The sequence below is a fragment of the Nostoc sp. S13 genome, from assembly GCF_029379315.1.
Classification (GTDB): Bacteria; Cyanobacteriota; Cyanobacteriia; order Cyanobacteriales; family Nostocaceae; genus Nostoc.
In genome coordinates, this window is sequence record NZ_JAQYWQ010000013.1 from 16,978 (window position 1) to 31,277 (window position 14,300).

Here is a 14,300-nt window from a genome sequence, read left to right on the forward strand (position 1 = left end):
GCAAGGATTATTGTTTTTTATCTGGAGAGCGTGATGAAAGAGCGCTAATTAAGAATTATTTTAATTCTTCCTTGCCCTAGTCTCCAGTCACATGTCCTGAATTGGGGGTTTTAGCTTCTGATGGCTCAGGCTGAGGTTTTTGATACTTACCTGGATACTTGTGCTGAAAATAAGCTTCCAACACTTGTAAAACCATCGGGCCACAAATAGTACCACCATGCTCGCCAGTATTTTCACCAAAGGCCACAACTGCAATTTCCGGTTTATTACTAGGGGCATAAGCACCAAACCAAGTATGATTTGGGCGACCAACGCCGGCTTCAGCAGTGCCACTCTTTCCAGACGCTGGGGGAATTGTGGGCACGTTCAAGCTCTTACCTGTACCCTCACTCACCACCTTCCGTAGTCCCTCACGGAGAACTTTGATAGTTTCCGGTTTCATATTTAACGATGAGCGCCAACTTTTTGCTTCTTCGTTGTCTTTGAGCAAATGCGGCTGAACTCGATACCCGCCATTAGCAGGGACAGAAAACATAATCGCCGATTGCAGGGGTGTCACTTGCAAAGCACCTTGACCAATTGACATATTAATGGTGTCACCCACACTCCAAGGTGTTTTTAAAACTTTCAGCTTCCATATTTCATCTGGAACCAAGCCTTTTGATTCTTCGTTAGAAAACTCAATGCCAGTTTTTTGACCAAACCCGTATTTGCGACTCCATTCGATTAAAGTTGGGCCACCGACTTTTCTACCAACTTGATAGAAGAAAGTATCACTACTCATAGCGATCGCTCTGGGAAATCCTAATGGCCCAAATCCGGCGTGGTTCCACTCACCAAAAGTCACCCCCCCAACAGTCAGGGAACCAAAGGTCTGTAATACTGAGTCAGGGGAGAATTTACCTGATTCCAGTCCAGCTGTTGTAGTGACAATTTTAAAAGTACTGGCGGGCGGAAAGGCACTCAGGGCACGATTGATCAACGGATGCTCTTTACCTTGCAAGCTTTCCCAATCTTTCTGGGAGAGTTTTTGTTTGGAGAAGATATTTGGGTCAAAGGTGGGGTAAGATACCATTGCTAAAACAGCACCATTCTTTGGATCAATTGCGGCGATCGCGCCTCGGTGATTTCCCAAAGCTTTTTCTGCTGCCTTTTGCACATCTAAATCTATGGTCAGGTGCAAATCGTTACCAGCTTTTGCCTGTTTCTCTCCCAAAACCCGGATTGGTCTACCCGCACCATCTACTTCCACCTGCTGACCGCCCCATTCGCCCCGCAGAGTTTTCTCATAAGCCTTTTCCACCCCCATCTGACCGATTACATCTCCCAGTCGGTAGCCTGACTCCTTCTTGTCCTTTAATTGGTCGGCGGTCAACTCCCGCGTATAACCTAGTACATGCGCCAATAGCTTGCCGTGGGGATAATAACGTACAGAATCGGTATTGATTTCCACTTCCGGGAGTTCATTTTTATACTCTTTTAATGCCGTGATTTCTGCTTCATTTAGATCACGAGCAACTCGGATGAGTGAAGAAGAATTAGCACCTGCTTGTTCTAATTTCTTTTCCATCTCATCTTGCGAAATGTTGAGAATTTGCGCTAGACGCGGGCCGACTACAGACCAGGAAGGCTTAGTATGTGCCATCGGCCACAAATATACAGAGCTAGGGTAGCGAGTACTAGCTAAAAGCTTACCATTCCGATCAAAAATATTGCCCCGTTCCGGTTGTTTGAGAATCATCCGAATTCGGTTCGCCTCGGCTCTTTGGCGGAGTTTTGGCCCTTCAACAATTTGCAAATATGCCAAACGTGCCTCAATCCCAACGGTGATTAATAGGGTAAATACAATTAAAAATATTGATTGGAAACCACGTCCAACTGTACGCGTATCTTTTTTGCTGCCAAATGATGGGAACATAAATAATTCAAAATTTTTGCATTCAAAATTAAAAATGAATAAACGCAATCCTAGCTAGCCTTTTAGCAATTGCTAAAATGTAATTTGAAGGCATGTTAGCTTCATCAAAGAATGTCTCCTAAGTGTATACTTTTATGGTGGGGGAATACTCAGTAATGAGTATGAAAGAATCCGGCGAGTATATTCTTGAACAATTGTTTTTGGCGGATACAATAAACCAAAGTGTCAAATCTAGTCTGAACAATAGACTAGATTAATTGACAAAATAACCTAAGATCACGGCATTCTACTGAGGATTATGGCTCAAATTGTCATGCAGAATCAGAGGGGGATAACAACTTTTCAGCCACTTGATGTTGAACTGCGTAACGTCTTCAAGTTTTTTAACCAAGAACCAGCAGTACATGGAATCGATTTGGATGTCAGACAAGGAGAATTTTTTAGTATTTTAGGCCCCTCCGGTTGTGGTAAAACAACAACACTGCGCTTAATTGCTGGGTTTGAAATCGCTGACGCTGGCAAGGTGTTGATTCAGGGTCAGTCTATGACTAATGTGCCGCCTTACCGCCGACCCGTCAATACTGTATTTCAAAGTTACGCTCTATTTAACCACCTGAATGTTTGGGATAACATCGCCTTTGGACTGAGGTTAAAAAAAATACCCAAATTGGAAATTGAAGCTAGAGTCGAAGAAGCTTTAAAACTCGTGAAAATGGAAAGTTTACGATCGCGCTTTCCCAATCAACTTTCTGGTGGTCAACAGCAACGTGTCGCCTTAGCAAGGGCTTTAGTCAACCGTCCCACCGTCGTACTACTGGATGAACCTTTAGGGGCGTTAGATTTAAAACTGCGTAAGGAAATGCAGGTTGAGTTATCAAATTTACACAAAGGCTTGGGAGTGACCTTTGTAATGGTGACACACGATCAAGAAGAAGCATTGTGTTTAAGCGATCGCATTGCCGTGATGAACCAAGGCAAAATTGAACAAGTTGGCACTCCCAGCCAAATTTACGAACGTCCCCAAACATCTTTTGTTGCTGATTTTATTGGCGATACTAATTTATTCAGTGGCGAAATTGTCGCGGTAGACTCTTCTAATGTGCAAATTTTGACAAAAACGGGACTCTCAATTCTCATTAGCCGCGCTGAAGATACACCAACTGAAATATCACAAGCGGTGGTAGTGAGTGTGCGTCCAGAAAAAATACAGCTTTCGCTTTATTCACCCAATTTGCCAGCTAATTGCTTTGAAGGACGGCTTGTGAATGTTATGTATTTGGGCACACACGTTAATTATGTTGTGGAATTAACAAATGGCATTAGCATAAATGTGTTGCAACCTAATACTTTTGGCGGTTTACCAGACCGCAACACGCCCATCTACGCTTGGTGGACAGAAAATGATTGTTTAGCTATTAGTCAATAGTTATAACATTCAGTCATGGAATAATACCTTGACCGAGTTTTAAGCTTTCCTGCGGAACGCTACGCGAACGGCGTTCCGCAGGAAAGTCCAAAGTTTAAAAAGGGTTGTGAGCAAGCGAATTTATACTCGCTCTGCCAGAAGCAAGCTACATAAAATAAATGTAAAATCCGTCTTGGAAAGTTCTAAGCGGAGGCTGACGACGCTCAGACTTTCCGCAAAATCTAAAATTAAATGATAGAGCCAGTGACTTGATTGCTGTTTTCAATCTAAAATCCAAAATCCTTTCATTGTGTGACCCCATACTAGGAATATCAACCAATGTCAATTTTGAAAAGAGTTCCTTGGGTGTCCCTGGCGCTAGTGCTGCTTAGTTACAGTACTTTGGGCTGGGTAATATCTGAAACACATGCTCCTCGGTTTGTGTGGGTGGCAACTGTAATTGCTATCTTACTGTTAATAGTAACGTTGACTGCTCCTTGGCCGAAGATGACATATTACTACAGTATTTTGCTTAAATCAAATACCAGGTCTTTCGGCGTTGCCGTTTTAGCAGCTTTCTTATTTTTTATCATGATTGCCTGGTTTCAGGTATTTCTTGATACCTTACTCATCATTTCAGCGACTATATTAGTTAGGATAGATTTTCAAAAAGCGGGTCTTAGGGAAGGGCTAGCATTTTCAACTGCGTCTATCTTTTCATTGGGAGGTTTAGCTTTGGGTGCGCTAATCTACAAGTTAATATATTCTCAAATTCCGCTAACGTGATTAAGTATACCCAAAAAAGCTAGCGATGCCTGTGACCGAAAACGAAAAGGGTACAAGCCCCTCTTTTACAAAGTTCTGATGCCTGCGGCGGGCTGCGCCAACGGATAGCGCCACGGAGAGCGAGTCCGCGAGCGTCGGAAACCTCCGCTCAGACTTTGCGCTAAATTTATTTATGGGGATTATTAATTTTTAATTTTTAATTTTTAATTTTTAATTCGCGGAAGGGGTTGACGCCCAATGACTCGCTAACGCTTCGCTATCGCCTTTGGCATCTCCCCTTCTTTACGAGATGCTGTTCGCGTTCGCTATAGGTGTCGCTTCCGAACCGATATTGCTTACCTAAAAATTTATTTTTCGCTCAGATTTCCGACTTCTTAAAAAAGTCGGAAATCTTGTTCTTAAATACTTGGATTCAAAATACAGGCTTTTCAAATAGCAGTAGAGAGAGGAAAAAATCCATGATAAAAATTGACACCCAACTAGTAACAACTGCTTTGGTTGCAGATTCTCCTACTTCCTTTGCTCCCCCCTTAGTAGTTAACCCCCAACTACAGCCAATCACAGCAACCAGCACTCCAAAAATAAACCCTTTGAGCAAAATAATAAATAAATCTGACGGTTGTAAAAAATCTCTGACTGATTCTAAAAATGTTTCGGGAATAATTTGGTAAAACTGTGATGCAGCAAAAATTCCGCCGAAGATGCCTGTAACTAAAGCCAAAATCGTCATCAAAGGCACCATCAAACAACAAGCAATTACTCTCGGAAGTACTAGATAATCAATTGGATCAGTTTTGAGGATATAAAGTGCATCAATTTGCTCTGTTACCCGCATTGCACCTATTTCTGCGGCAAAAGCAGAACCGACTTGTCCCGCCATAATACTAGCGGTCAAAATTGGAGCCAATTCTCTACAAAAAGCTAAGGCAAAAGCACCTCCCACAGCATTGACAGCCCCAAATCGGACTAATTCCCTCGCCGTCTGAATAGTAAAAATCATTCCTGCAAAACCACTGACAAGGAGAACTGGAGAGATAGAAACCGGCCCAGCAGTCACCAGATGTTGCAGAATCTTGCGGTAGTAGGTTTTTCCTTGGATTAAATGTAGCCACACTTGACCGAAAAGTAGTATTGCTGCAAAACAGCGTAGAATCTCAGATTGCTCAAAATTTGTTTTTAGTCGCAATTTTATCGTCCTTAAGACTGACTTTTTTTGCACATATGTTATATCAATTCTCCAAAATAAGACTACAGATACAAATGGTGGAAACCCAGCCAGATGTCATCTGAATTTCTCAATTATATAGACCCACGAAGTGCGGCTTCCCGCAGGATATTACGAATTGGTATTAGGGTATGGTACATGAACAGACGCACTAGATGTTTACCCTGAAAGTTGAGCAGCTGTTTGGGCATGGTTCAACTTAGTTTAGTAAACTTTCGTGAAAAATAGTACTTATGGAATCTTAATCTTTTTGCTACTGCTAGCATACTTTACGTACTTAGAACTGGCGATCGCAGGTCTGTCAAACAGGGAAAAGTAATTGACTTAACTCAAAGGGTTTAAAAATTTCATAATATTTCCAAACAATGTAATGTTAAATAATTTTTTATGAACAGGATTAAATACATCATATTTATGTTACTATTGATACTACTATTTTCAGGGGTACATCCGGCTTTTGCATCTGTATGCCGCAATTACAATATCTACGACGGGCTACGCCACCGAATTTGCATTCTCAGCATTAACCGAAGTGCTAAAAATTATTGGGAATACAGGGCAGCCGTTAGTGTGGATGGAGTAAAAAGACCCGTCGAGGTTTACAATTGTCGTCAACGAGTCAAAGTTAAACAAAATGGGACTGTGTTGCCCTTTCAGCAAAAAGACCCTGGTGAGATGATATGCAGCTTTTTTAATTATTCTGGGCGGTAAACACGCGCCAGATAATCAAGACCGTAAAGCCTAGATAGGCGAATACTGTTAGCCATTCTTGCCAGCTACCAAATGCATTATTCATCAGCAAAAGCCGGAAAATCAATATTTTTAAATCTTACACGTTGATGTTGCCAGTCCCTGAGTGTATTTTGGGAGATAAAGCAAAGCTACTCAAAAATTCTTTGCGAATTTTCCGGAATCGATCACAACGGGGTGGTAGTACATATCAAAGCATCGATATTATACTGAACCTCTATAACTAAGCCTCGGGGAATATAGCCCCATTGTTTCTCTTTAAAAGCTCGGTCTTCATGACCGGGCTTTTAATGTTTATACCAAGTTGCAGTTAAGCAATTCCGGGTCAGAGCGATACTACGGTGGTAACACAGACCGAAGTAGGGCAAGCTACGCACCAGCACTTCTTGAAACTATCTGCGTATAAAATAAAACTGTTTTCCAGAAACCTTTAAGAGATTTTATTGGTCTGGTTCTCTAAATTCTGCAAAAATCAACCAATGTCATCTTCTGCTCAAGGTATTCCCGGATTACCCGATTTGACGCATCCGATTGAGCTTGTCCAATTTGGAACCCAGGCGGTCAAAGCTTCACTATTATTAGTATTTTTGGTCGTAGCTTTGGGAGTTGCGATCGCTCTAGTAAGTTTTTCTCTACGTCGCAACCAGCCGGAACAACTGATAATCATTGGCGAATGGGTTGTTCGTTATTCCCAACTGCTACGGGGATTACAGCATTTAACTCTAGTATTAATTCTGTTAGTACCTGGATTTTTTCTCTGTTCAACTTTAAGCAATCGCTATCACTACTGGGAACAAGCAAGGGTGGCTCAAGTGGCCGAAAGTGTCGCAGGTGAAAAGCTCGAACAATCTGCCCCGCAAGTGCGCTACTCTATTCAAGAGCCATACTCATATAACACCCAAGTGAATGGCAAGATTGTCAAGGTTAATGATACGCGAGAAATCAACCGCTTCTTGACGTTGGGTGGTTCGCAAATTCAAGTCAAGCTTGACCAAAGCGTAGATGTTCCAGGTCGCAGTTCAATTTATCGGGTGGATTACACTGCTGATTATAAAATAGTTAACCAACTCAAGGATATTAATAATTTCTTTTTTGAAACACGGCCGCCTAACGGCTACACGTTGCTTGCTAGCTACAAAGTCGAGCGTGACGGTACTAGGTTACAACAAACCAATCCAGGAGATTATGGTTTTCCCTTCCAGCTGCAACCAGGGGAACAAACCACCTTTCGAGTCACCTATCAAGCTCAAGGAGGGCCTCGCTGGGTTTATAGCGCAGCAGGACAGTTGCTTTCTAATTTTAGCCTCACAGCAATTGCCAACTTTGCTCCAGCTGATTTTGCTAGTGGTGTTGTACCTAATAAGATTAAAGTTGACGGACGCAGTACTGAGTTTACTTGGATATTTGACGATAATGTTTCAGTCAAAAATCCATTTGGAGTGTTTACCAACACCGACCCCATTCGTCACACTGGTGTCATTCCCCGGCTTTTATTACTAGCACCAACAATATTTTTGTGGTGGATATTATTGTTATATTTTTCACTACCAATGAGTTTCAGAAATATTGCGATCGCTGGTAGTATTTTCTTTGCTTGTCTGTTGATTTTGACCTATCTAGCTCGCGTTATAAATGCTCAGTTGGCTTGGACTTTAATTTCGATCATCTTACTAATTTTAACATGGGGATTGGGAGCAAGCCGCAGTGCTTCCCTGGCTGCGATTATCGCCACTATTGCTGGAGCAGTATTACCGATCTTTGGATTATTAGTACCGTTGAGCGGCCTCATCCTCAGCCTAGCAGGTTTTCTTTCAGCCGTCTGGCTAGCAGTTCGTCACTGGTATGGCTGGTATAGTTTGCCCCCAAAAGACCAATAGACTTATCCGGAAATGAGAACTTTATTTGGCTGAAACCTAGCTCTGGAGAGGGTTTTAGAGGTTCCTGTTTTATATAAGCTAAAAAGTCAGCTATGTAAGGGTTTCAGCTATTTTGAGGTTTATTTGTGGATAGGTCTAATATTGAAGAAGAATCCAGAATCCAGAATTCAGAATTCAGAATCAAGATGTTAGCGAGTCATTGAGCATCTTGAAAACCACAAAATCGTAAATTTTGTAAGGGTCTTAAATCCGTTCTCCTGACGACTGACTCCTGAATTCTGTTTCAATAAAAATGTCTATCAAATAGACACCTAAAGGGTAGGCTAAGAAATATCAAACAAAATACCATCAAAATGCTTACTGTTATCAAACCTAAGCGGGTTGCCTACGCAATCTTTTCCCTTACCCTCTTACTTTACAGCCAAATTGCATCAGCCGCCTTGACTTTACCCCTACGCAGCAAAAAGGGAATGGTGGTTTCAGCCCATCCCCTAGCAAGTGAAGCGGGAATTGCAATGTTACGCAAGGGTGGTAATGCAGTGGATGCAGCCGTAGCCACAACCTTTGCAATCTCCGTAGTCGAACCTTTTTCTGCGGGAATCGGTGGCGGCGGATTTTTGCTGATGCACTCTGAGAAAACTGGCGAGATTAAAGCGCTAGATTTCCGCGAACGCGCACCCCTGAAAGCCACAAGAAATATGTATCTAGACGCAGAAGGAAAGGTGCGTCCGAATGCAAGTATTAATGGTTATTTGGCAGTAGGGACACCAGGAACTGTGGCGGGACTTTATGAAGTGCATCGTCGCTATGGTAAGCTTTCTTGGCAAGAGGTGATGAAACCGGCGATCGCACTCGCTGCATATGGCTTCATTCTGGGTGATGTCGCAACTTGGCGTTCTCTGCAAACAAACCAATCCCGTAAGCAAGCAATTCTTAACAATCCAGCAGGGCGAGAAATTTTCACTCGCAACGGCGAATTTTATCAACCAGGGGAGAAGCTAGTGCAGCGTGATTTGGCACGTACTTTAACGGCAATTGCCCAAAATCCCCAAAGTTTTTACACCGGAAGTATTGCTCGGGCGATCGCTTCTGATATGGTAAAAAATGGTGGTTTAATTACTCTAGAAGACCTCAAAGCCTATAAACCAATCTGGCGCACTCCCGTTTGTGGGAACTTTCGCAAAGCTAAAATTTGTTCAATGCCTCCACCATCATCAGGAGGCGTTCATCTATTGCAGATTTTAAATATTATCGGTGACACTGATTTAAAATCTTTAGGATGGCATCATCCTGACGCGATACATTTAATGGTAGAAGCAATGAAGATTGCTTACGCCGATCGCTCCCAATATTTAGGCGATCCAGATTTTGTCAAAGTCCCTGTACAAGAACTGCTCAGTCCAGCTTACGCCAAAAAACGCCGTCAAGAAATTAATATGCAAGTGGCTAGACCTTCGACTGAAGTCAAGCCAGTAGATAAACAGACGCTACAACGTTTTAGTCAAGCCAATAATCAGAAATGGGGAGAAAATATCATCCCCTTATCTGAGCAATCTCTCAAATTGCACGCGACTCGGCATGAATCTCCCCAAACCAGTCATCTTAGTGTTGTGGATGAAGAACGCAACGCCGTGAGTCTGACTTTCACGGTTAATCTCATTTTTGGTGCTGGTGTGGTGACACCGGGAACTGGAATTGTCCTCAACAATGAGATGGATGATTTTGCTTCTGCGCCAGGAGTACCTAATGCTTTTGGTTTGGTTGGTAATGATGCCAACAGCATTGCACCCCGTAAAACTCCCCTATCGAGCATGACTCCAACAATTGTTACAGAAAATGGTCATTTCCGCATGGCAGCAGGTGCGCCTGGTGGTAGCACCATCATCACCCAGGTTTTGCAAGTGATCCTGAATGTGCTGGAATACAACATGGATGTTGGTGCAGCTGTTTCTGTTCCACGCATACATCATCAGTGGCTTCCCGATGAGTTGCGCGTCGAATCCTGGGGTTTGGATGCTCTGACTATGCAAGAATTACGCCATCGAGGGCATAAAATTAAGGAAACTCCTCCTTGGGGTAATGGTAATGCGATCGCTGTCACACCCGATGGAAATCTAGAAGGGGCGGCTGATCCTCGCGGTGAAGGTTCCCCCAAAGGGTGGTGAGGGGGATGAGGGGGATGAGAAAAATAACTAATGCCCAATGCCCAATACCCAATACCCAATGCCCAATGACTATTGATTTTGGACTGTTGACTCTGCGTAGCTGCTGCTGCCAAACTCGTTTGCCCGTGTGCTAGGTACTAGTGTCCAACCTGCTTTGAGAAGTTTTTGATAAGTTGCCCAACCTTTGGAACCGCCTTGTATTTTATAATCTGGAACTGCAAAATGTCCAAAAGCTGTGTAGGGACGCCAAGGTTGATTGGGTTCTGTCTGCAAATACAAAATTTTCTCTCCATCGCCACCAGACTTAGATAACCAGCACATTTGTCGATGCATTGCAAACTCCTTTGCTCTAGCTAATAACGCATAATAGCAGACTTTTGTCAAGCTATTTCTTACTCTTGAGGGTAATTTTTTGCCTAATACTTTAGACAAAGTGTAATTAAGTTCTATCCACTACGGGATACTTGCTTAACAAGTCATACTTGAGAAAGCTGCTAGTAGGATACAAAGATGAACAGCTTTCCCTCACTTCTTTGCTAGGGAAGATTTTTCTAATGTTATCCGCGCTTTTTCTGTTTGTGTGTAACAATAACTACTATTTTGACTGGAGTTTGCAATCAAACTATTTGTTTTTCTGCTTAGATACATAAGCGCAGATTTTGGAAATTACTTGTAAAGTTCGGTTGATTAAACACTAAGCTAAAACATATCTAGATTGCACAATTACTTCATCTGCTTGTCCCCGAAGTTTTGATGCCTACAGCTGGATGCGCCAATGCCAGAAGCCTCTGCTCAGATTTCTCTGTTTGTCATTAGTCAAAAGTATTTACAAAGGACAAATGACTAATGACAGTCTTAATCAAAGAATGTAAATAGATGAACAAAAATATTTATAGTTTTTGTTTGCGAGCGTAATGAAGCAATCCCAACCCTTGTGATTGCTACCCTGCGGGAACGCCAAAGGCGAACATTACGCTTCTCTACGAGACGCTACTGCGAACGCTTCATTCTCAATGAGATTGTGTAATTAATTCTGTTCGACTACTTACAACTTGAACGCAATTATTGCAAAATCTGATTAATTTACCGTATATTTACAGTGAACTTGTTGCTTTTATTTAGAAGTATATCGGAAAATATAAACATCATAAGTAATTTTGTCAGTCAAGTAGGATTTAGCAAAATGAAAGCAGTCGGTATTTACACCCTTGCGAATGATGCTGTATTTTACCAGTTAGTTGCCTTACTAAATAGCATTGAGATCAATGTTAGCCAAAACATTCCTGTATGTGTTATTCCTTATAATGACCAATTAGAAAAGGTCAACCAGGAAATTAAATCTAGAAAAAATGTCAACCTGTTTGAAAATAGGGAATCTATTTAACGGTGGGATAATTTTGCCAATGAACTTTGGGCTGTACATCCAGCAGCAAAACAAGGGCATTTATCTCGCAATTATTGGTATTTTAGGCCCTTATTAAGAAAGCTTTGCGCTTTTGATGGGGAATTTGAAAAGTTCGTGTTCTATGATGCTGATAGTTTAGCAATGAAACCCCTAGCTAATCTATTAGATCAACTTGATAGCTACGACTTTATCTTTGATGATTGGGAGCATAAAAATCCATATAAAATGCAGCTTTGAATTTATCTATTATAGAAAAGACTGATTTGTTTAAAGAGGAGGATGTACTTGCTAAACTGCATTTTTTAGCTTATTTGGAGCTAAAAAATGTATTTTTGCTCCGTCGGAGTTGGAATCTTTGAAGAATTTGTTAATTGAAGAGGATGAAATTCAATCGGTACGCAAATGGTGGGATGATGCTTTTTTGTTCAACTACATGACATTAAGATCCGATCGCTCACTTTTCAACTTCACACTTAGCCCTAATGGTGCAGATAGAACTGGTAACTGTGCTAATGCAGATCCCTTTGTGAATATTAATAATGTTCTTTACAACCAAGATGGATTAAAACCCATTTATCGTCTTCATTACATGAGCTATTCTTCTAGAGATTTCACGCGCTTATGTCAAGGACAAGATATTAATATTCGCTATCGAGACAAATTTTTACAGTATCCTTTTCTCAAACAACCAGAAAAAAAACAACACGACTAAAACCACCTAGTTTGATTGCAAAAACCAATAGATTATTCAATAAAACTGTGAAAAAAATTAAAATCAGCATCTCACAAGTCTGCCCATAATGATCGGCATTTATATTATTGTGAAAATATTCTCAAGAAAATTAAATATAAGTTTATACCAGGAGAACCGATTGTGAAAATTTTAGTTTCGCTACCACGCAACCATCAAAAATTTAATAGCATTGATAGTGTTTTGGACGGTACTGCTTCCTGTTCTGGTACTGATGGGGCAATTATCCGCATGGCTGGTATGCTGAGTGATGCAGGGATTGATGTTACTCTTAGCAGTGCGGTTGAAATTGAGAGTACAAAATTAACCTGTGTGAAGCATGATTTGGTAGATGCTGGTAAATTTGACAACTTAGTAGTACACCAATCTCACTGGAATGGTAATGAACTTACTTTTGGAAATCAGTCTTTAAGTAAAACATTTCTTTGGCTGCAAAACAGAACATCTTGGTCTTTTGTGAGTAGTTTTTTAAACAAGGGTGGTAATCGGATTATTTGCCCTTCAATTTCTCATGCTAATGTTTACAGGGCTGTACCACAGTGGGCACGAAAAGTAAATGTAGTTTATAATTCTTACTGCCCTGCGTTTAAACCAACTTTAGAACAGCAAGTATCAATATTACTATTTGTGGGAGCTGTCACACCCAGCAAGGGTTTTGTAGAATTGATGCAAGTGTGGTCTCATCTAGTCCAACAAGAAGTAAACTTGGAATTAGCGGTTGCTGGTAGTCTGAGTCTACACCAAGGGTCTAAATTTCAACAAGGTAGTTTAGGAGTCGCCTCATCCGAGTTTGAAAATAACTATATTCAGCCTTGGTTAAAGACTTTACCAGAGAAATACCAGCCTGATTTCCTTGGTGCTTTATCACCTGAGTCATTACAGAAAGCAATAGGCAAATCTTGGGCTGTGATTGTTAATCCTTCTTGGAACAAAAGTATAATTGAAACATTTTGTGTAGCAGCAGTAGATGCCCAGGCGTGCGATCGCACAGTATTTTCATTAGCAGAGGGTGGACTTAAAGAAACTGTCTATCGTGGTAAGTTCAAATCATTAGCTAATGAGCAATCTACTGAAGCTCTCAGCAAACTAATTATCAATGGTTTAGCCCATAATGAATTAGTGCTAGAAAATGGTAAATTAGCTGGAGAATTCGTCAGAAATAAATTCGGAACAGAAGCTATTTGTAAGTCTTGGATAGCATTATTGTCAGGACAGCAAACTGAACCAGTTTTACCCAAAAACTGGGAAAGTACGCGAGACTTCTGGTGCGATATTCTTCGTAGTAGTGGTACATCAAGGCTGATTAGTCAATATCGTTAGATATTTCAGTAATTGGTAGTGGGAAATATGTAGCGATCGCCCTTTAGAACCCCGACTTCTTGAATAAGTTGGGGTTCTAGCCAGCAACTTGGGTTATTAAAAAGATGGAGCATACAACTTATCACCGACAATGCCACGAATTGTCTCTACTATTTCTGTGTATGCAAAGTTAGATAAAACTGGTTTTGCTGCTTGCAACTGCATTGGTTGATCTAAATCAATCCATGACTTACACCCAGCGTATTTGGCGTAATAGGGAATTTCTTGCTCTTGAGATAGTTTATATGTCCGCAGCAGGAGAATATAAAGGGGTTGACGTGGTTTCCATTTGAGGCGATCGCTAATAAAATGCTCGTTCCAAATATGGAAGGGAAGTAAAGTGTTGACAATAGACTCGTCACTCACTGGCAAAACATCGGTAATTTCAGCCCAACTGCCGATGCGAACTGTCTCTGGATGCCAACCTGATGTAACTGGATAGACACTATTAGCATACTCAGATTTCAGCATGAAAGCTTGCTGATGTTCATAAGTAGGATAAAGCAAAATTTCCTTGTGGGCAACTTGGAAATGTCCATTTCGTTCATGGATACCGCCTTTGCGGAGCAACATAATTGTTTTACCGTCTTCTAAAGCATTTACGGCGACTGCCCATTCTTTGAGAGCATGAAAAGTTGTAGTCAATTCCATCAGCATCT

General features: G+C 41.3%; 11 protein-coding genes. 7 read left to right on the forward strand and 4 right to left on the reverse strand.

The features are described from left to right. Positions 1–76: 76 nt before the first annotated feature. Positions 77–1,918 carry a penicillin-binding protein 2 gene (gene mrdA / locus PUQ00_RS06780; RefSeq protein WP_300414451.1) on the reverse strand — a complete coding sequence of 614 codons (1,842 nt, stop codon included), beginning with the start codon at positions 1,916–1,918 and terminating at the stop codon, positions 77–79. 298 nt (positions 1,919–2,216) lie between these two features. Between mrdA and PUQ00_RS06785 the strand changes: the two genes are divergently transcribed. Together PUQ00_RS06785 and PUQ00_RS06790 are read left to right on the forward strand one after the other, a co-directional pair. After that, on the forward strand, positions 2,217–3,344 hold the full coding sequence (locus tag PUQ00_RS06785) for an ABC transporter ATP-binding protein (protein WP_300414453.1): 1,128 nt from the start codon (positions 2,217–2,219) through the stop codon (positions 3,342–3,344). A gap of 318 nt (positions 3,345–3,662) precedes the next feature. After that, on the forward strand, positions 3,663–4,109 hold the full coding sequence (locus PUQ00_RS06790) for a hypothetical protein (protein ID WP_300414456.1): 447 nt from the start codon (positions 3,663–3,665) through the stop codon (positions 4,107–4,109). Positions 4,110–4,521: 412 nt separating this feature from the next. Here PUQ00_RS06790 and PUQ00_RS06795 read toward each other — a convergent pair whose 3' ends face one another. Next, entirely contained in the window at positions 4,522–5,295 is a 774-nt protein-coding gene (locus tag PUQ00_RS06795) for an MlaE family lipid ABC transporter permease subunit (RefSeq protein WP_300414458.1), read from the reverse strand. A gap of 1,268 nt (positions 5,296–6,563) precedes the next feature. Between PUQ00_RS06795 and PUQ00_RS06805 the strand changes: the two genes are divergently transcribed. Continuing rightward, complete coding sequence (locus PUQ00_RS06805) at positions 6,564–7,961, forward strand: hypothetical protein (RefSeq protein WP_300414462.1); 1,398 nt, start codon at positions 6,564–6,566, stop codon at positions 7,959–7,961. A gap of 353 nt (positions 7,962–8,314) precedes the next feature. After that, positions 8,315–10,126 carry a gamma-glutamyltransferase gene (ggt, locus tag PUQ00_RS06810; RefSeq protein ID WP_300414463.1) on the forward strand — a complete coding sequence of 604 codons (1,812 nt, stop codon included), beginning with the start codon at positions 8,315–8,317 and terminating at the stop codon, positions 10,124–10,126. Positions 10,127–10,195: 69 nt separating this feature from the next. Here ggt and PUQ00_RS06815 read toward each other — a convergent pair whose 3' ends face one another. Continuing rightward, positions 10,196–10,459 carry a hypothetical protein gene (locus PUQ00_RS06815; protein ID WP_300414465.1) on the reverse strand — a complete coding sequence of 88 codons (264 nt, stop codon included), beginning with the start codon at positions 10,457–10,459 and terminating at the stop codon, positions 10,196–10,198. An 850-nt stretch (positions 10,460–11,309) separates the two neighbouring features. On the opposite strand from PUQ00_RS06815, the gene PUQ00_RS32730 reads away from it, so the two are divergent. The 3 genes from PUQ00_RS32730 (at position 11,310) to PUQ00_RS06825 (ending at position 13,602) form a co-directional block, all read left to right on the forward strand. Then, positions 11,310–11,510, forward strand: a complete 201-nt coding sequence (locus PUQ00_RS32730; RefSeq protein WP_334741774.1) for a hypothetical protein — start codon at positions 11,310–11,312, stop codon at positions 11,508–11,510. A gap of 376 nt (positions 11,511–11,886) precedes the next feature. Beyond that, entirely contained in the window at positions 11,887–12,243 is a 357-nt protein-coding gene (locus tag PUQ00_RS32735) for a hypothetical protein (RefSeq protein WP_335029559.1), read from the forward strand. Between the two features lie 162 nt (positions 12,244–12,405). Then, positions 12,406–13,602, forward strand: a complete 1,197-nt coding sequence (locus PUQ00_RS06825) for a glycosyltransferase (protein ID WP_300414467.1) — start codon at positions 12,406–12,408, stop codon at positions 13,600–13,602. Positions 13,603–13,698: 96 nt separating this feature from the next. Here the strand turns inward: PUQ00_RS06825 and PUQ00_RS06830 are convergent, their stop codons facing one another. Beyond that, entirely contained in the window at positions 13,699–14,298 is a 600-nt protein-coding gene (locus tag PUQ00_RS06830) for a DUF1802 family protein (protein WP_300414469.1), read from the reverse strand. Positions 14,299–14,300 lie beyond the last annotated feature (2 nt).

Excerpts from the sequence above, each read along its gene's own strand:
- PUQ00_RS32730 (WP_334741774.1), top strand. The coding sequence starts at position 11,310 with ATGAAAGCAGTCGGTATTTACACCCTTGCGAATGATGCTGTATTTTAC.
- PUQ00_RS06830 (WP_300414469.1), bottom strand. The coding sequence starts at position 14,298 with ATGCTGATGGAATTGACTACAACTTTTCATGCTCTCAAAGAATGGGCA.
- PUQ00_RS06785 (WP_300414453.1), top strand. The coding sequence starts at position 2,217 with ATGGCTCAAATTGTCATGCAGAATCAGAGGGGGATAACAACTTTTCAG.
- mrdA (WP_300414451.1), bottom strand. The coding sequence starts at position 1,918 with ATGTTCCCATCATTTGGCAGCAAAAAAGATACGCGTACAGTTGGACGT.
- ggt (WP_300414463.1), top strand. The coding sequence starts at position 8,315 with ATGCTTACTGTTATCAAACCTAAGCGGGTTGCCTACGCAATCTTTTCC.
- PUQ00_RS06815 (WP_300414465.1), bottom strand. The coding sequence starts at position 10,459 with ATGCATCGACAAATGTGCTGGTTATCTAAGTCTGGTGGCGATGGAGAG.
- PUQ00_RS06790 (WP_300414456.1), top strand. The coding sequence starts at position 3,663 with ATGTCAATTTTGAAAAGAGTTCCTTGGGTGTCCCTGGCGCTAGTGCTG.
- PUQ00_RS06805 (WP_300414462.1), top strand. The coding sequence starts at position 6,564 with ATGTCATCTTCTGCTCAAGGTATTCCCGGATTACCCGATTTGACGCAT.